Here is a 17,002-nt window from a genome sequence, read left to right as displayed (position 1 = left end):
CTTCGCGCCCTTCGAGCAGCCCGCGGCCTACGCTCAAGAACCGCGGGACTTCTTCAGACCGTACCGTCAGGCCGCGTCGAACTGATCCGAGTAGGCGGCGCGCAGCCGGACCAACGCGATGCCCCGCAACTGGTTCGCGATCTCGGCGAGCTCGGCCACGTCGTCGTTCGCGAGGCGGCGCTCCAGCTCCGTCACCTCCTCCGCGAGGTCACGACCCTCCGCTCTGATGACGAACGTGCGGCCAAAGCGCTGCTGATACGCGGCGCGGCCGTCGGCCAGGCGGCCGGTGAGGTCGGCGGTGCTCAGAGACGTCGCCGCGGCCACCGCGGTGCGCTCACGTTCCAACATCGTGTTGTACGAACGGCCCGAAAGGTCATCCGCCCAGCGCTCGATGCGCAGGCAGGTCAGCAAGGTCCCCCGAAGGGGGGGCACCACGATCCCAGCCTACTCGGCGGACGTGAGAGTGAGCGTCTGCAGCTTGCGTATGCCGAGGGACACGGCCCCGGCGGTGACGAGTGTGAGCATGATGAGCCCGGTGGTCAACCCCACCTCAGACGTCACGGCCCAGGGGCCGGCGTCGGTCCCGAGCATCCGCTCACCCACCGACAGCGCCCACTGACGCACACTGACCGCGCGGATGCCGGGCACGTAGCCGCCCAGCACGGTCTCCCACAGCAGGGCGTAGAGCAGGCCGAACACCACGGCATTGCGTGTCGCGATCCCCAGCGTCACAAAGATTGCCGTGTACGCGATGCCAGCAAGCGCAGCGGAGGCGCCGTAGGCGAGCGTCAGCCTCCCGCCCTCGTCCCCCGCAATCGCGACTGCCACCATCGTGGGAACCACGGCGAACACCAGCACGGCCGCGAGCGCGACCACGAGCTTGGAAAACAGGATCACCCTGCGCCTCAGCGGCTTGGCGAGCATGTACACGATCGAGCCGTCGTCGATCTCCGCGCCGATCACCCCGGTGCTGACGAGCAGGCACATGAGGGGCAGCAGGGTGCCCATCGCGAACCCGTTGGCGAGCTGGCTCGACGAGGCCGCCGAACCGTCCGAAGCCCACCTGGTGAGCCCGGCAAGAACGAACAGCAGCACCGGCAGGATCACCAGGAGCATCGCCCTGCGCCGGCCCAGCAGATTGCGGGCGGTGAGTTGCATGACGGTGACGTTCATCGTGACAGCCCCATTCCGTGCGCGTTCATCGCGCCACCAAGTATGCGAACACGCTCTCGAGCGACTCGTCCGCCGGCGTGACCTCCAGCAGGCGCACCCCGCGGTCGCGTGCGAGCCTGGGCAGCGCGCGCACGAATCGCCCGAAGTCCGACGCCTGGACGGCAAGGGCCCCGGAGGAAACATCCACGCTGTCCGCCGAGCCGTCGGCGATGATGGCGGCCGCGAGCGCGCGGTCGTCGCTTGAGCGGATCGTGTACTGGTGCGGCCGCTCGGTCATGAGCTTGCGGATGCGCCGGAAGTCCCCGGAGGCCGCATGCCTGCCCGCCACCACCACCTCGATGGTGCCGGCGATCTGCTCCACCTCCTCAAGGATGTGACTGCTGAACAGCACCGTGCGGCCCTGGGCCGCGAGCGACTGCAGCAGCTCCATCAGGTGCAGGCGTTGGCGCGGGTCCATGCCGTTGAACGGCTCGTCAAGCAGCAGCACCGTGGGGTCATGGACCAGCGCGGTGGCCATCTTGATGCGCTGCTTCATGCCCTTCGAGTAGCCGGAGATGTCGCGGTCCTGCGCGTCCGCCATGTCCACTTGCGCGATCGCGGCGCGCGCAGCGTCGGCCGGGTGGGTCAGCCCGTGCAGCTTCGCGTTGGCGAGCACGAACTCCCAGCCAGTGACCATGTCGTACATGGCCTCCGTCTCCGGAACCAGGCCGATGCTGCGATAGGCCTCCGTGGCGCGCCACACGGGCGCCCCGTCAAGCGTGACCGTGCCGGACGACGGGGGCAGGAAGCCCCCCATCATGGAGATGAGCGTGGACTTGCCGGCGCCGTTGGGCCCCAGCAGTCCGGTGACGCCCGGGCCCACGGTCATGGTGACGTCGTTGACGGCCACCACGTCGCCGTACCAGCGCGACACGCCCACGAGTTCGAGCGTGCTCATACGACACCGACCTTCTTGTAGCGGCGCATCAACAGGCCGATGCCTCCGGCGACGATCCCGATCGCGGCCGCGGTGAACGCGATGCCGCCCGTGGCGCCAAGTGCCATGTCCCTGCCGAAGGCAGAGTCGACGCCAAACCACAGCACCGCGATCCCGTCCACGAGGCCGTACGGGTCGAGAGCACCCACGTAGTTGCCCAGGGTGGCGCTGCCGTGGTAGATCAGCAATTGCGATGCGACGGAAGCGATGCCGGCGACCACCGCCAACACGGTGATGATCGCCACCACGCCCAGTCCCCTACGGGGGGTGAACGCCGCAATGACCAGGCCGATCGAGGTCAAGACCAGCGCGTACAGCACCGACACGACGAGGCCCTGAAGGTACCCCGTGATTTGCGCTCCGACGGCCAGCTTGGCCAGCAACGCGCCCACAAAGAGCAGCGTTTCCGCTGCGGCGAGAATCGCGAACACGGAAAGCGCCAGGCCCGCGAACTTGGCAAAGACGTAGTCGTTGCGCCGCATGGGCCGCGACAAGTACAGGGGCATGACGCCGTGGCGCAAATCGCGGGACACGCAATACGGCGCCCTGCTGGCCACAAAGAGCGACACAATCAACGACAGGGCTTGAGGGAACGCCGTGTAGGACAGCGGCAACGCGTCAAGGCCGAGTAGCACCGCGATGAGGGCGAAGACCAGCGGCGGCGCAAACAGGATGCCGATGAGGATCCACGGCATGATCTTGGCCTTTGCCGGGCGGCCGAGGCCGAACACTCCCCTGAACGTCTCGACCAGCAGCGACCTCACGATCCAACCGCGACCCAGGCGGACGCCGTCGTAGTGGCGGAAGCCGATGTCGTGGATGACGCCTTCCGGCGCCTCGATGTCAGCCATGGACGGCCTCCCCCGTGGTCAGGAACATCTCGGACAGGTGGTGGCGGCCGCGCTGCATGCGGACCAGGCCCACATCCAGGTCCACCACGACGCCCCGCACATCGTCGAGGACGCCCTCGTCGGGAACCTCGACGGCGAAGGCATTGGGCTGCGCGCCGGTGGCGACCTGAGCACCCAGGGCCCGCAGCCGCTCGACCACCTCGGCCCCACGCTCGGTGACCTCCACGAGCACCGAGCCGCTGAACTCGGTCGCGGCGGCCGTGGAGGTGGAGTGCTGGAGCACGCCCGACTCGATCGACACCACGTGATCCGCAATCCGCTCGAGCTCGCCGAGCAGGTGCGACGTCACCACCACGGAGATGCCGAAGTCGGTGCTGACGCGTCTGATGAGCCCGAGCATGTCGTCACGGCCCGCGGGGTCAAGCCCGTTGGTCGGCTCGTCGAGCAGCACCAACTGGGGATCGTGCACAAGTGCCTGCGCCAACTTCACCCGCTGACGCATGCCCGTCGAGTAGCCGCCGATGGGACGGTAGCGCTCCTCGTACAGGCCCACGTGCCTGAGTGTGTCGGCGGTGCGCTCACGTGCGATGTTGGTCGGCAGCCCCGACATGCGCGCCATGTGGACAATGAACTCGGTCGCCGATACGTCGGGCGGGAGGCATTCGCTCTCCGGCATGTAGCCGACGATCTCCCGAATCCGGAGGCCGTCCGTGAGGCAGTTCATGCCGAGGATGGTGGCCGTTCCCGAGGTGGGCGGAAGCAGACCCAACAGGATCTTGATGAGCGTCGATTTGCCGGCTCCGTTGGCTCCGACCAGCCCCACCACGCCGGCGGGCATCTCGACGGTGAGTTGGGACAGCGCGGTCACGGGGCCGAATGTCCTCGTGAGGCCTTGGGTGGCGATGGCGGGCATGCCTCGAACCTAGCTTCCGGGCGTGGTGTGCGCGTCCCCCGGGAGGATGACAGGCCCCCTGAGTCCTTGTCAGGGGTGTAATTTTCCGCCGGCGGGCGCCCATGCGAGTCCCAGGTCAATCAGCGCCAAGTCCGAGCCCCGCGGACCCACGAGACACACACCCACGGGCCCCGCGTCGGTGCGGGCGAGGGGTACCGACAGCGCCGGCCTTCCGGTGAGCCCGGCCACGGCGGTCATACCCAACGTGGATTCCCTCAACATGTTGAGTTTCTCGGAATCGTCACCGACCCGGGGAGCGGCCGATGCGGCGGACGGCAGCACCAACACGTCGTCCCCGAGCGCCCGATCGATCCATGAGGCAAGGCGAGAAACCTCGTGCAAGCCGGCCCTCTCGTCGGCCGCAGTGACGGCGCGAGCCCACGCGAAGCGCGCCTCGATGTCGGGCCCCAACGCACCTGGGTGAGAGTCGACCCACGCGCCGTGCGACCGCCACGCCTCGGCGCTTTGGGTGACCCTGAACGCCTCGAACAGGTCGCGCGGACCCGGTAGCGTCACGCGGCCAAACCCCTCCTCCTCGATCACCGAAGACAGCACGGCGGCCACAGCGCCGCGCGTCTCGTCGGTCGCGGCGGCGTTGATTCCCGGGCACGTCACAGCTCGCCCACTGAGCGGGTGGTCGCGTGGGACGTCCTCGGGGGTGGCGGCGAGCCCCACCTGTGCGACGTCGCTCAGGGTGGCGCCGTCACGCGTGAGCCAGCCCACCGTGTCGTAGCGCGGCGCGAGCGGCGCCACGCCCTCGAGCGACACCGCGCCGAGCGTCGTCCGCAGTCCCCACAGCCCCTGGTAGGAGGCGGGAACGCGAATCGAGCCGGCGGTATCGCTGCCGACGCCGACGCTGGCCTGACATTGCGCCACGGCGCTCGCGGGGCCCGAGGAGGAGCCGCCGGGGATCGCCCCGGGAGCGGCCGGATTGGGAGGGGTGCCGTAGTCCGCGTTGATCCCCGCGATGGAGTATGCGAACTGGTCGGTCTGCGCGATGCCCACCACGTCCGCGCCCGCGTCGAGCAGGGCCTGGACTGCGGGCGCGGTGACCGTCTCAACGGGGGCCTCGGCCAGGTATGCGCGCGAGCCGACGCCGACTCGCTGGCCCGCGATGGCGAACAGATCCTTCACCGCGACCGTGTGGCCGGCCAGCGGACCCGCCCCGGCCCCGGCCTGGAGCGGCGACCCCGCCACTCGCCACACCCTCGTGTCGATGGTCTGGTCCGCCATCTCTTCGCGTCTCCTTTCAACCCCCGCACGCCCAACTAAGCCCTCCCGAGACTACCCGCGCCGCGCAACCGTCGGCCCGTTATTCCTTGGGCGAAAATGCTCGGCAAAACTTGAGCGAATGTCGCTCAAGTCGTAACATGAGTGTCATGAACTCAACTGTTAGACCGGGTCGGGTGGGTGCCCGACCCGCCCCTCAACACCCAAGGAGAATCATCATGAGACGAGAAGTAGTTCGCACCGGATTTCCCGCGTCCGCCGCGTGGAACGAGGACTTTCAGCGCGTCATCCGCAATTTCATGGGAGACGCCGAGGCGCCGCTCACCGGCGCCTTCAGCCCGGCGCTCGACGTCGAAGAGACCAAGGACGGCTTCACGCTCCACATCGAACTGCCCGGCGTCCCGGCCGACAACGTGGACGTCTCCATCGAAGAGAACGTCCTCACGGTCTCCGGCTCCCGCGACTTCTATGCGGAGAAGAACGCCGATGAGTTCCGCCGCGTCGAGCGTCGGTTCGGCACGTTCCACCGGGCCGTGCGCTTGCCCGACCGGGTGGACCCTGAAGGAATCAGGGCGGGCTTCAAGGACGGCCTGCTGACCGTATCGGTGCCCAAGGCCGAGTCGGCCAAGCCGCGCCGCATCGAGGTCTCTACCGACTAGGACGGGAGTCGGGCCGCGCGCCTCGACGCGTCGGCTTCACTCCACGCCGAGGGGTCGGGCACTCACGTGCCCGACCCCTTAGCGCGCCTCAGGCACCGATAGCGTCATGCGTCACGCGACCGCCAAGGACGGTCAGTGCCACCGGCATCTCGCGTAGTTCTTGCGCGCCAAGCGCAGCCGGATCCGCGTCAAGCGCCACCAGGTCACCTTGGACCCCGGTCCTGACGGCGGGCGACGCCCACGAGATCTTCAGTGCGGTGCCCAGGTCAAGGGCGTTGCCGGGCTCCCACGCGGGCAGTTCGTCGCGCGTGCGGTACACGGCTGCAGAGATACCCAACCACGGGTCCAACGGCGACACGGGGGCATCGGACCCCATCCGGAGGTTGACCCCACCGCGCGCCATGTCCCCATACGCGAACGCCCGGTGAGTGCGACCCGCCCACATGACGTCCGAGATTTCACGGTCGTCGAGCATGTGCTCGGGATGAATGCCTGCCACGATCCCAAGCGCGGCCATGCGGGCCACGTCCTGCTCCCTCACCATCTGGGCGTGCTCGATCGAACCCGACGCACCGCTCGCCTCGAACGCGTCGAGGGCCTCGGACACGGCACGGTCCCCAATGGCGTGCAGCGCCACCTCGAAACCCACGTCGCGCGCGTCGGACAGAATTCGCTGCAGGTCGCCGCGAGCCTGAGCGGCGTGGCCAAAGTCCGATGTGCCTGGGTAGGTGTCGAAGCACCACGCGGTGCGGGTGTTGAGCGCGCCGTCGGCAAAGATCTTGAGGGGGCCCACCGTGACCTGACCCTTGGTTCCGGGCACTCGCTTTCCCGTGCGCTCACCGCGCGCGAGCGACTCCGTCACGTGTTGCGGGTAGACGCCCGCCACCACCCGCAGCGAGGTGATCCCGCTCGCGACCCGGCTGGCCCACACCAGCGGATTGTCCGCCATCTCGAGGTCCATGATGCCGGTGACGCCCCTGGACGCGGCCGCCAGTGCAGCATCGGACACCAGGACTTCTACACGGCGAGGGTCCGCCATCTCCTCGGCCTCGAGCGCGATCTGCAACTCGAAGGCGGCGTTCTCGCGCAGCAAGCCCGCGGGCATGCCATAGCGTTCGCCAGCCGCCGTGTTGATCCACACCGAATGCATGTCATGGCCAATGAGCACGATCGGGCGACCGTACTGGCCCACGTGCACCGCAACCTCGTCCAGCATCTGTGCCGTGGGCAGCTCGGGCCACAAGGCGTCCTGGTAGCCGCTGCCCACGAGCGGCTCGACGTCCGCCAGGCTCAGCACCGGGTGGTCGACCAGTGCGCCACGAACCACGTCGACCACGTCATCTGCCGACCGAGCCCCTGACAGGCTGACCCGCCCGCGATGCTTGGCCCACATCGTGAAGTGGACGTGATGGTCCATGAGACCCGGCATGAGCCACCTGCCATCGAGATCGACGACGCGGCTACCAGCGGCCCGCTGCGTGCCCGCAGGCTCGACCGAGGCCACCCGGCCGTCGGCACTGACAGTGACATCGACGGGACCGGCGAACGCATCTTCCCGTGGCGCAACGGGGTCCTCCCACAGGCGCGCGCCGGTGAGGGTGAGGGTCGGTGGTTTCATCCGGCAAGCCTAAAGCGTTTACGCCCCACGGGGGCCGTCAGATCGCAGCGTGCGCGGGAACCATGCTCGGGGCCACGCGACCGTAGGCGCCTCGCGTCACCGCGTAGGCACCCATCGCGTACACGGTGCCTGCTACGGTGTCCAGCACGTAGTGGTTGGCAGTGCCCAGCACCACGAACGTGGTGATGAGCGGATAACCCCAAGCGAGGTACCGCCAGCGGCTCCGAGTGGTCATGACAATCGCCAGCGCACACCACACGGCCCAGCCCACGTGAAGACTGGGCATGGCCGCGTAGAGGTTTGCCAGACCGGTGACGCTCTCATGCCCGGCGAAGAGCACGGGGTTCACCATCATGGTGTCGACAGCCCCACGCAAGGCGAACCGCGGTGGCGAGAGCGGAAAGATCCAGTAGGTCGCAAGTCCGGCCACCATCAGCACCGCAAGGGCGGTGCGCAACGGCCCATAGTTGGCGCGGCGGCGGCGCCACAGCCACAGCAGCACTCCTACGGTCACCACCATGTGTGTGACTTGATACCACAGGCTCGCGGCGTCGGCGAGCCATGGGCTGTGTACAAACAGGCCATTGAGCGACAACTCGATGTCCAGACCCCACGACCGCTGGACGGACTCCACAAAACGCGCGTTTGACGTGGCCAGCGCCACGCGATCAGGAGAAGCGGAACGCATCACCGAGTACAGCCAGTACAGACCAAACAGCAGCCCGAGCTCAGTCATCCACGGGCGGTGTCGACGCCACAGGGCCGACGCAACGGGGTTGGAGTGACGCGCGCCGGACGGCAGCGTGAGGTCGCTGAGGTCGTCGTCTGCCTGGCCCCGCGAGTCCAGGGATCGGGCGTCATCGGTAGTCATATCGTCACTTACTGTTCTTGCCGTCGGAATGGTGCTGCGGTTGCTCGCGGCCGGAGAGCCGAGTCGGCGCCGAGTCGCGCAGAAGCGGAGTCACGCAGAAGAACGAACGACCAGCTCGGTGGGCAGAAGGGTCAACGTGGGGTGATCCTCGACTCCGTTGAGCACGTCGATCAGGATACTCGCGATCGTATTACCTATCATCTCCGCGGGCTGCCTCACGGTGGTCAGGGGCACCTCCGTGGTCATGGCGGCCTCGGAGTCGTCGAAGCCGACCATGGCGACGTCCCCGGGAACGCTGCGCCCGCTGGAACGAAGCACGGGCATGGCTCCAGCCGCCATCACGTCGGATGCCACGAAGATGCCGTCGACTTTGGGATCGAGGCGCAGCACCTCCCACATCGCCTCGGCCCCGCTGCGCAGTGTGAAGTCGCCCTCCACGATCGGCCCCGGCTCAAGTCCGGCATCGTTGAGCGCGGCAAGGAACCCTGTCACTCGGTCGATACCGGCGGGCATGGTCTGCGGGCCCGTGATGGTCGCAATGCGTTTGCACCCGACGTGCACCAGGCGCTCGGTGCCCGTGCGGGATCCCGCAACGTTGTCCACGTCCACCACGTGACCGCCATCCACATGCGCCGCGGGACGGCCACGGAAGACGACGGGCAGGGTCTGGGTGAGCGTCGAGATGAAGGTGTCGTTGGTGTGGTGCGAGATGACGATCGCACCGTCGACATTGCCGCCTTGCAGGTAGCGCATCGTCTTTCCGTCGGTCTTGGTCGATGCCACCATCAAGTTGAGAACGTAGTCCGAGGCCTCAAGACGGCTATGAATTCCCCCGATAATTGAGGCCAGGTAGAGGTCGCCGAACAGCCGGGCCATGTCCTCGGGAACCACCAACGCGATGGCGTTCGCTTGCTTGCTTGCCAGGGAGCGCGCGGCGCGGTTGGGAACATAGCCCAACTCGGCGATCGCCGCCCTGACGGCCCGCACCACCTCGTCGGAGACTCGTGGAGAACCGTTCACCACGCGCGAGACTGTGGCCCGGGAGACACCCGCGCGGGCGCCTACCATTTCCAGCGTCGGCGCCGGAGGCAATACCGGGGATCGCATCTTCGTCCCTTGTTTGGTCACTGTGAGTGGGTGGCTCGCCACGTCGGCGAGCCACCCACTCACCATGACATCTTCCTACCTAACCCTTGACCGCACCCTGCATGATGCCGGAGACGGTTGCCCGTGTCGAACGCTCAGGCAGACCCCGGTTTCATCGCAACGCACTATCCAATTGCTTCGACTTCCGCAACGAACTGACCCCACGAGGTGGCCTGGTCCTGAGAGCCGTCCTCAACCCGCGCAAGAGCGTTCTGCATAGCGTCGTTCACCTGGGGGAAGTACTTGCCCTTGAATGGCGGGACCCCCACGGCGTTGGCGCGGTTTGAGAAGATCGCGCCCAGGGCGTCACTGTTGAAGAATGCAGCTGTGGTTGGGCCGCCACCCGCAGCCATCGCTTCGTTCAGCGCGGTCACGTTGTCGAGAGCTCTGACTTGGCTCGGGAACGCACCGGACGCCGCCAGCGCCTCAATCTGCTGCTCAGGAGCGGTAAGCCAAGCGGCCAATTCCTTCGCGGCGTCGACGTTGTCACCCGAAACGGGAACGGTCAGGTACGAACCGCCCCCATTGCCGCCGCCACCAGGGAAGACGTCTGCGACATTCCACGTCCTGGTACGAGGAGCCGCGCCCTTGATCACGTCGAGCATCCGAGGTGTGCACAGGATCGTGGCGAAGTCGCCGTTTGCCACGCCTGCGAGCCATTCATCTGACCCCTGGGTGAGGTGAGCCGAGATGTTCGGCGTCACTGCCGTGAGCTCGTCGTAGATCGCCTTGACGGCCGGGTTGGTGGTTGCGGTGATCTCTCCCGTTCCGGGGTCCTCATAGGCGACGCCTTCCTGGTTGATCATGCCTCGGTAGGCGCCCGCAGCTCCGTCGAACCAGGCCTTTCCAGTCGCCTCGGCGTATTGCTGACCGAGGTCGAAGTAATGCGACCAAGTGCCCTTGAGGAGCAAGGCAACCTCTTCGGGCTCGGCGGGCAAGCCTGCGTCCGCAAAAAGAGCGGCGTCGTAGCACACCGCCTCCGGGCCGATGTCAGTGCCGTATGCGATCAGACGGCCGTCGGCGTCAGTCGCCGGAGCCGTTTCCCACTCGAGCCAACGACCGTCAACAGCAGGGTCGGTCAGGTCGACGAGGGAGTCGGTGTACTGCATGACCTCGGGCAGCCAGTCCCCTCCGATGGCCTCAACGTCCGCGAGGCCGCCTGTGACGACTTTGTCTAGGTAGTTGGCGCGCGCGTCCTCGGAGGTTGCTGCCACGTACGAAACAACGGTCACGTTCGGATGCAGGTCCATGTACTCCTGGAGCAGTGCGTCCGTGTAGCCGAAGTCGTTGAACGTGGCAACCGTGAGGGTGATGGGCTCCATGGCGACGGATGTTTCACTCACAGAAGCGGTTTCGGAGGTTCGATCGCTCGAACCGCATGCTGCGAGAGTCAAAGAAAACGCGGTCGCTCCAGCGGCCAAGCCAAGAATGTCTTTCCGTCGTGAGAAGCTCACGTTCGCTCCCGTGTGAAGTAGGTGTACGTCAGACTCCGAGGCGCTCCGCTCCGTTGCGCGAGCACCCGCAAGTCTAACGGAATCGATACTCCTACTTTCGGATCGACCAAGCGCGGCCCGGTTCGGGCACTTTGGATGCGTTCCTTGGACACGTTCCCAGGTGATGGCTCTTCAGCCCTGGGACCACCGCCGTTTCCTCCCGCACGAACGAGCACTCGACGTCCGGTGAAACCTGCGCGAGAACGCCATCGCGCTGTGACGTGGTGGTTTACGACCCGGCTGACAACGCCATGAGGGCTAGTTTGGCCTCATGGCGACGATGTCTTCCTCGTGCAGACGACGAGCCTCGAACCGCCCGCGGGCTGACGGCTCCTAGAGCGCGCGCTTTGCGATGGTCGCTTGGCCCAGCACCCTGGTGCCGTCGTAGATCACGAGCGACTGGCCCGCCGCGACCCCGCGCATCGGCTCATCCAGCTCGACCGTCACCCGGTCGCCCGCGCGCACGACGCGTCCCGGCACGGGCTCGCCGTGCGCCCTCACCTGCGCGTGGCACGGCTTCGACTCCGTGGCGGGGAGGTCGGGCGCGAGCCACACCACCTCGTGCCCCACCAGGTCGCGCACGCTCAGCAGAGTCTCCGGGCCCACGGTCACGACGTTGCGTTCGGTGTCGATGCCCGTGACGTAGCGAGGCGCACCATCGGCGCCGGGACGCGGCAGTCGCAGGCCCTTGCGCTGGCCCACCGTGTACGAGTACGCGCCGGTGTGGGCGCCGACCACCTCGCCGGACTCGTCCACGATCTCGCCGGGCTTCTCCCCCAGTGCACGCTCGAGGAAACCCTTGGTGTCGCCGTCGGCCACAAAGCAGATGTCGTACGAGTCGGGCTTGTTGCTGACGCCCAGCCCTCGCGCGGCCGCCTCGACCCTCACCTCGGACTTGGACGCAATCTCGCCCAACGGAAACATCGCGCGCGCCAGTTTTTCGGGCCCCATGACGGCGAGCACGTACGACTGGTCCTTGGCGGCATCGGCCGCGCGGTGAAGCTCCCGCACCCCGTCGTCCCGGATGGCGATGCGCGCGTAGTGCCCCGTCGCCACGGCCTCGAAGCCGAGGGACGCCGCACGCTCGAGCAAGGTGTCGAACTTGATGTGTTCGTTGCACCGCACGCACGGGTTGGGGGTGCGGCCGGCCGCGTACTCGCTCAGGAAGTCGGTCACCACGAGGTCGTGAAACTCGTCGCTGAGGTCCCACACGTAGTAGGGAATGCCGAGCTTGTCCGCTGCGCGTCGGGCGTCGTTGCTGTCCTCGATCGAGCAGCAGCCGCGGGATCCGGAACGGTACTCGTCGCGATTGCGGCTGAGCGCCATGTGTACGCCGACCACGTCGTGCCCCGCGTCGACGGCGCGCGCCGCGGCCACGGCCGAGTCAACTCCGCCGGACAGGGCAGCAAGCACGCGCATGGGGAACTCCTGGGAAACACGAGGGGACGCCACCATGTTACGCGTTGCCCGGGGGACCGCATTCGGCGATGGGACGCGGCGAGTGCCGGAGGGACGCAGTGCCTCAAGAGGCGCGTTCAACTGTGGTATTACTACTAGAACAGTTCCAATCATCGCGGAAGCAAGAGCGATGGCAGTCTCGAGAGAAAGCGAAGTCACACCGTGTCGGACACCATCCCTTGGGCGGGACTCATCCCCGTCGCAATCCTCTTCGTGGGCTTCGTGGCGTATTGCATCGTCGACATCGTGCGCCACGATGTCAAACACCTCCCCAAGTGGGCGTGGATGGCGATCTCCGTCGTGAGCATCCCGCTGGGAGGCATCGTCTACCTGCTCGTCGGCCGAGACGCGAACCGCCGATGATTCGCACTCGTGGACTCGTCAAGCGCTACGGGGCACACGCTGCCCTCGACGGTGTCGACCTGAGCGTTCCCGCCGGCTCCGTGTACGGTCTTGCCGGTCCCAACGGCGCCGGCAAGACCACGCTGCTGGGAATCCTGGCTGGCCTCAAAGAGTCAACGGAGGGCGAGGTGACGGTCGCGGTGACGCCCGGCGAGGTCGCCGTACTCCCGGACACACCGAAGTTCGACCCGTGGCTGACGGGCCGCGAGGTGGTGGAGTTGGCGCTGGCGTTGGGCTCCCCTGGCGGACCCGGGCCCGCGCGCCGAGACGCCGACCGTGTCGACGAGGTGCTCTCCCAGTCGGGGCTCTCCGAGGCGTCGGACCGGCGTTGCGGAGGATACTCGCGCGGCATGTTGCAGCGGCTTGGGATCGCCTGCACGCTCGTGGCACGGCCCACCCTCATCCTGCTCGACGAGCCGGCCTCGGCGCTCGACCCGCAGGGCAGGCGCGAAGTGCTTGACCTCATCACCACCTTGCGTGGCCAGGCGACAGTGCTGTTCTCAAGCCACATCCTCGGGGATGTCCAGGAGGTGTGTGACGCTGTCGGTATCCTGCACCAGGGACGGCTCCTGTTCCAGGGCCCGCTATCGGACCTCCTCGTGGGACGTGCCGTGCCCCGCTACGTCGTGCGGCTACGGACCAAGCCCGACGCCGATGTGGTGGCGGCGGCGCTCACGGCCTTGCCGTGGGTACATTCGGCCACTGTGTCAGATGGAGCCGTGGTGCAGGTGGAGGTCGCGACGCTTGGACAGGCGGAACGACTCCTCCCCGGCGCGCTCGCCGCCACTGGTGTTCCCGTGGTGTCGCTGGCTCCCGAGGCGGTCTCCCTCGAGCGTGCCTTCCTGGAGCTGACGTCATGAGCGCCTGGCGACTGGAGATCCTGCGACTCACGCGCACCAAGAGATGGGCGGCGCTCGTGGGCGTCTACGTCGCGTTTGGCGTGTTGGGTCCGCTCACAGCCCGGTACATCAAGGAGATCCTGTCTCGCGTGGGCACGTCGGACGGCACCGTCATCACTGTCCCTGATCCGACCCCCGCCGACGGCATGATTCAGTTCGTCTCCAACGCGGCGCAGATCGGCACCCTGGTGGTCGTGATCGTCGCGGCGGGCGCGCTCGCGTTCGACGCGATTCCCGAGATGGGCGTGTTCCTGCGCACCCGCGTGAGCCCCGCTTGGAAGATCCTGGTGCCGAGGCTCGTTGTGTCATTCGCGGCTGCCGCCGGGGCCTTTGTCCTCGGCACGGGCGTCGCCTGGTACGAGACGTGGGCTCTGCTGGGCCCGCCTGCTGCCGGACCGGTGCTCGCGGGTGCGGGGCTGGGCGTCGTGTTCTTGGCGTTCGTCGTCGCACTCACCGCCGCCGTGGCTCAGCGCGCGCGATCGGTGTTGGGCACCGTCATGACCTCGCTGATCGTACTCGTTGCGATGCCCGTATTGGGACTCGCGCCCGCCTTCAGCCGGTGGCTACCGACCGCTCTCGCCAACGCTCTCGCCGATCTCCCCGCTGGCGGCACCATGCACAACTACTGGCCCGCCCTTGGCGTCGCCGTGGTGGCCACCGTGGCCCTGGTCGGAGCCGCGTTCGCGTGGTCCGATCGACGCGAGGCGTGAACGTCTTCAGCGTTTGCCGCCCGTTATCGCCACGGTCGCCACGTCGTCGGTCACGACTTCAGCACGGTCGATACCGATAGGCGTCAGCATCAAGGCAACCGAGACGCCCGTGCGGTCCTTGCTCGCAGCGCAGTGCACCAGCACCGACCAGTCGACGGTGGCGACCGCCTCGATCACTCGCACGATGCCCCTGGCGCCCTTGCCCTGGAGCCTCAGCCGGTACAGATCGGTCAGATCGCCGCCACCCTGCGCTTGGGCGGGAGACGCATCGGCCAGCGCCGGGATCGACTCCACGCGCGTATGCAGCGCGAGGGGATAGGCTGCGCCGCGCTCACGGGAGCATCCGCGCGCCACACGACTCCCGCATGCAAAAGTGCCGATGCCGAAGCCACGCCCCGGTGGCCGCCCTGCATAATGAACACAGCCGACCAGGGAGGTGTTCGTGGACAGCCGCGCGGTACTGGTCGTAGACGACGACCCCGAACTCGCCGACCTCCTTTCTACCGTGCTGTCCATGGCGGGTCACTCCGTGAGCACCGCCGCGTCGTTGGCAGAGGCCAGGACCGCGCTTCGTGTCGCCGTGCCCGACCTTGCGCTCATCGACCTCGGCCTCCCCGACGGTTCGGGTCACGACCTCGTCGCCCACCTTTCATCGCACCACCCCGAGGTGGGCATCATCGTGGTGACGGCAGACGGCCGCGAGGACGAGCATGTGCGCGGCCTCAAGTCGGGCGCCGACGACGTGGTGGGGAAGCCGTTCCGCGTCTCGACACTGCTGGCACGGGTCGAGGCGGTGCTACGGCGCAGGGGTCCGACCGCTGGGTCTCCGGACGTTGTCGAGGTGGGCGACCTCATGATCGATTGCGATGCGGTGGTGGCATTTCGGCGCGGCACCGCTCTCGACCTGACGGCTACCGAGTTCCGACTCCTTGAGCACTTGGCGCGCAACGCGGGCAGGGTGTTGTCCAAGGCGCAGCTTCTGGACGAGATCTGGGGTTACGACTTCGGGGGCGATGGAGCCGTTGTGGAGCGCTTTGTTTCCACCCTCCGCAAGAAATTGGGAGAGCCCGAATTGCTCCAGACGGTCAGGGGCTTCGGCTATTCCCTGAGGGGAACGCCGTGAGCACCCGCCGAACGCCTGCAGGGTCCGTCTCGCTTGAGCGCACCCTCGTATTCCGCGTGGTCGCCGTGACAGTGGTCGGACTCGTAGCCGTCACCCTTGCGCTGCTGTGGACGCTCGCCGCCCACCTACGGTCCGCAGCCGACGATGATCTCGCCGCCGCCGTGGATGTGGTCAGTTCCACCGAGGACGGTCCCGGCTCCACCATCGTGGTCGACGAGAACCGTCTGGCGCGCATCCTGCCCCCTCGCACGCTGGTTGCCGTCATCACGGTCGACGGCCAGATGCAGGTCTTGAGCGCGGCGGCCATCGATGTGGCGCTCTTGCCCATCGACCCGCGCGACGAGGCCCCGTTCGCCTTCCGCATCGGCATGCACCGCTATCGCGGTGCCGTGGTGGACGCCGACTCCCTGGCCCTTGCGGGCGCAAGCGGCGAAGGCGGGTCCGTCGAGGTCGACCGCGTGCTGGTCGCCATCGACGTGACATCGGATCGCCAGACCGTTCGCACCGTCTCGCTCGTGGCGCTGGCGCTGACACTCCTCACGACCCTGGCCTTGGCCGTCGTGGGACGCACCGTCATCCGGCGTTCCCTCGCTCCGCTCAACGCTATCGCCGCGACCGCCTCGAAGATCGCAGAGTCCGGGGTTGCCGAACCGATGCCCGTCGACACCCCGTTCGCGGAGACCGAGGCGATTGCACGCTCAGTGGACGACGCCATCACGCGCCGCACCATAGCCGAGCGCGCCATTCGCGATTTCGTGGCGGACGCGTCCCATGAACTGCGCACGCCCATCGCCAAGGTGCAGGGGTGGTCGGAGGTTCTGCTTGAGGGAAGGCTCGACAGCGACAAGTCACGCGACGCCATCGAACGCATCGTGGGAGCTGCCGAGGAGTTGGGCGGCGTGGTCGACGAGCTGGCGCTGCTCGCGTCGCTTGACGTCACGCCGCACGTCACCAAGGAGCCCGTCGACGTGGGCGCTCTTGCGCGCGAGGTCACCGAAGACGCTGTGGTCGCGGCGGCCGATGCCACGGTCACGTGCCACGTGGCAGAAGGCATCGGCGTCATCAACGCCGACGCCGCCGCGCTGCGCAGGGCGCTGCGCAACCTCGTGGGCAATGCCGTCCAGCACGGCGGCGGGATCGTCACCGTCGCCGTGACTCGCGACAGCGGCGTGATCCTGATCGAAGTGGCCGACGAGGGTCCCGGCATCGCCGCAACAGTGCGAGGAAGGGTCTTCGACCGTTTCTTCACCACCTCACCCGGCAGGGGACGCCACTCGGGACTCGGCCTGGCCATCGTCGACGCCGTGGCGCGCGCTCACGGCGGAACCGTCACGCTACGCGACTCGGGCCGCGGCGCACACTTCGTGCTGTCACTTCCCACATCGTCAGGCGATCGTCAGGAAGACGTCAGCCACACGGAAGCCTGAACCGGTCTGATGGG

The 17,002-nt window shown here is 67.5% G+C and carries 18 protein-coding genes; 6 read left to right on the top strand and 12 right to left on the bottom strand.

The features are described from left to right. Nucleotides 1-66 precede the first annotated feature (66 nt). From QZZ29_RS09390 to QZZ29_RS09365, 6 genes are all read right to left on the bottom strand, one after another. Nucleotides 67-435, bottom strand: coding sequence for a 2-oxo-4-hydroxy-4-carboxy-5-ureidoimidazoline decarboxylase (locus tag QZZ29_RS09390; protein WP_291382788.1), 369 nt, complete (start codon nucleotides 433-435; stop codon nucleotides 67-69). A 9-nt stretch (nucleotides 436-444) separates the two neighbouring features. Beyond that, entirely contained in the window at nucleotides 445-1,173 is a 729-nt protein-coding gene (locus QZZ29_RS09385) for an ABC transporter permease subunit (protein ID WP_291382787.1), read from the bottom strand. A 25-nt stretch (nucleotides 1,174-1,198) separates the two neighbouring features. Beyond that, a complete protein-coding gene (locus QZZ29_RS09380; protein ID WP_291382786.1) occupies nucleotides 1,199-2,110 on the bottom strand; it encodes an ABC transporter ATP-binding protein in 912 nt (303 codons plus the stop codon). Then, nucleotides 2,107-3,000, bottom strand: a complete 894-nt coding sequence (locus QZZ29_RS09375; RefSeq protein WP_291382785.1) for an ABC transporter permease subunit — start codon at nucleotides 2,998-3,000, stop codon at nucleotides 2,107-2,109. The genes QZZ29_RS09380 and QZZ29_RS09375 overlap by 4 nt, the downstream gene beginning before the upstream one ends. Then, nucleotides 2,993-3,913, bottom strand: a complete 921-nt coding sequence (locus QZZ29_RS09370; RefSeq protein ID WP_291382784.1) for an ABC transporter ATP-binding protein — start codon at nucleotides 3,911-3,913, stop codon at nucleotides 2,993-2,995. The genes QZZ29_RS09375 and QZZ29_RS09370 overlap by 8 nt, the downstream gene beginning before the upstream one ends. A gap of 69 nt (nucleotides 3,914-3,982) precedes the next feature. Next, the gene (locus tag QZZ29_RS09365) at nucleotides 3,983-5,185 is read right to left on the bottom strand and encodes an amidase family protein (RefSeq protein ID WP_291382783.1); all 1,203 of its coding nucleotides are present in this window, start codon (nucleotides 5,183-5,185) and stop codon (nucleotides 3,983-3,985) included. A 215-nt stretch (nucleotides 5,186-5,400) separates the two neighbouring features. Between QZZ29_RS09365 and QZZ29_RS09360 the strand changes: the two genes are divergently transcribed. Continuing rightward, nucleotides 5,401-5,841, top strand: a complete 441-nt coding sequence (locus tag QZZ29_RS09360) for an Hsp20/alpha crystallin family protein (RefSeq protein WP_291382782.1) — start codon at nucleotides 5,401-5,403, stop codon at nucleotides 5,839-5,841. An 88-nt stretch (nucleotides 5,842-5,929) separates the two neighbouring features. Here the strand turns inward: QZZ29_RS09360 and QZZ29_RS09355 are convergent, their stop codons facing one another. From QZZ29_RS09355 to mnmA, 5 genes are all read right to left on the bottom strand, one after another. Beyond that, nucleotides 5,930-7,459, bottom strand: coding sequence for an amidohydrolase family protein (locus QZZ29_RS09355; RefSeq protein ID WP_291382781.1), 1,530 nt, complete (start codon nucleotides 7,457-7,459; stop codon nucleotides 5,930-5,932). A 37-nt stretch (nucleotides 7,460-7,496) separates the two neighbouring features. Further along, entirely contained in the window at nucleotides 7,497-8,330 is an 834-nt protein-coding gene (locus tag QZZ29_RS09350; protein WP_291382780.1) for a phosphatase PAP2 family protein, read from the bottom strand. A gap of 90 nt (nucleotides 8,331-8,420) precedes the next feature. Next, nucleotides 8,421-9,398, bottom strand: coding sequence for a LacI family DNA-binding transcriptional regulator (locus QZZ29_RS09345; RefSeq protein WP_366479388.1), 978 nt, complete (start codon nucleotides 9,396-9,398; stop codon nucleotides 8,421-8,423). Nucleotides 9,399-9,601: 203 nt separating this feature from the next. Then, nucleotides 9,602-10,819: an extracellular solute-binding protein gene (locus QZZ29_RS09340; protein ID WP_291382778.1), complete on the bottom strand. Its 1,218-nt coding sequence runs from the start codon at nucleotides 10,817-10,819 to the stop codon at nucleotides 9,602-9,604. Between the two features lie 483 nt (nucleotides 10,820-11,302). Beyond that, on the bottom strand, nucleotides 11,303-12,388 hold the full coding sequence (mnmA, locus tag QZZ29_RS09335) for a tRNA 2-thiouridine(34) synthase MnmA (protein WP_291382777.1): 1,086 nt from the start codon (nucleotides 12,386-12,388) through the stop codon (nucleotides 11,303-11,305). A gap of 201 nt (nucleotides 12,389-12,589) precedes the next feature. Between mnmA and QZZ29_RS09330 the strand changes: the two genes are divergently transcribed. Genes QZZ29_RS09330 through QZZ29_RS09320 form a run of 3 tightly spaced genes read left to right on the top strand, consistent with a single transcriptional unit; the run spans nucleotide 12,590 to nucleotide 14,438 of the window. Further along, a complete protein-coding gene (locus QZZ29_RS09330; protein WP_291382776.1) occupies nucleotides 12,590-12,790 on the top strand; it encodes a PLD nuclease N-terminal domain-containing protein in 201 nt (66 codons plus the stop codon). Next, on the top strand, nucleotides 12,787-13,689 hold the full coding sequence (locus QZZ29_RS09325; protein WP_291382775.1) for an ABC transporter ATP-binding protein: 903 nt from the start codon (nucleotides 12,787-12,789) through the stop codon (nucleotides 13,687-13,689). Before QZZ29_RS09330 ends, QZZ29_RS09325 begins: the two co-directional genes overlap by 4 nt. Continuing rightward, entirely contained in the window at nucleotides 13,686-14,438 is a 753-nt protein-coding gene (locus QZZ29_RS09320; RefSeq protein ID WP_291382774.1) for a hypothetical protein, read from the top strand. The genes QZZ29_RS09325 and QZZ29_RS09320 overlap by 4 nt, the downstream gene beginning before the upstream one ends. A 6-nt stretch (nucleotides 14,439-14,444) precedes the next feature. Here QZZ29_RS09320 and QZZ29_RS12800 read toward each other — a convergent pair whose 3' ends face one another. Then, nucleotides 14,445-14,732 carry a tyrosine-protein phosphatase gene (locus tag QZZ29_RS12800; protein ID WP_366479369.1) on the bottom strand — a complete coding sequence of 96 codons (288 nt, stop codon included), beginning with the start codon at nucleotides 14,730-14,732 and terminating at the stop codon, nucleotides 14,445-14,447. Between the two features lie 148 nt (nucleotides 14,733-14,880). Between QZZ29_RS12800 and QZZ29_RS09310 the strand changes: the two genes are divergently transcribed. After that, nucleotides 14,881-15,561: a response regulator transcription factor gene (locus QZZ29_RS09310; protein ID WP_291382772.1), complete on the top strand. Its 681-nt coding sequence runs from the start codon at nucleotides 14,881-14,883 to the stop codon at nucleotides 15,559-15,561. Then, complete coding sequence (locus QZZ29_RS09305) at nucleotides 15,558-16,988, top strand: HAMP domain-containing sensor histidine kinase (protein WP_291382771.1); 1,431 nt, start codon at nucleotides 15,558-15,560, stop codon at nucleotides 16,986-16,988. Before QZZ29_RS09310 ends, QZZ29_RS09305 begins: the two co-directional genes overlap by 4 nt. The last annotated feature ends 14 nt before the right edge of the window (nucleotides 16,989-17,002 follow it).

The organism is Demequina sp., from assembly GCF_016278765.1.
In the GTDB taxonomy this organism is placed as follows: domain Bacteria; phylum Actinomycetota; class Actinomycetes; order Actinomycetales; family Demequinaceae; genus Demequina.
The sequence above is the reverse complement of the archived record's forward strand: the minus strand, read 5'-3'. Positions and strand labels throughout refer to the sequence as shown.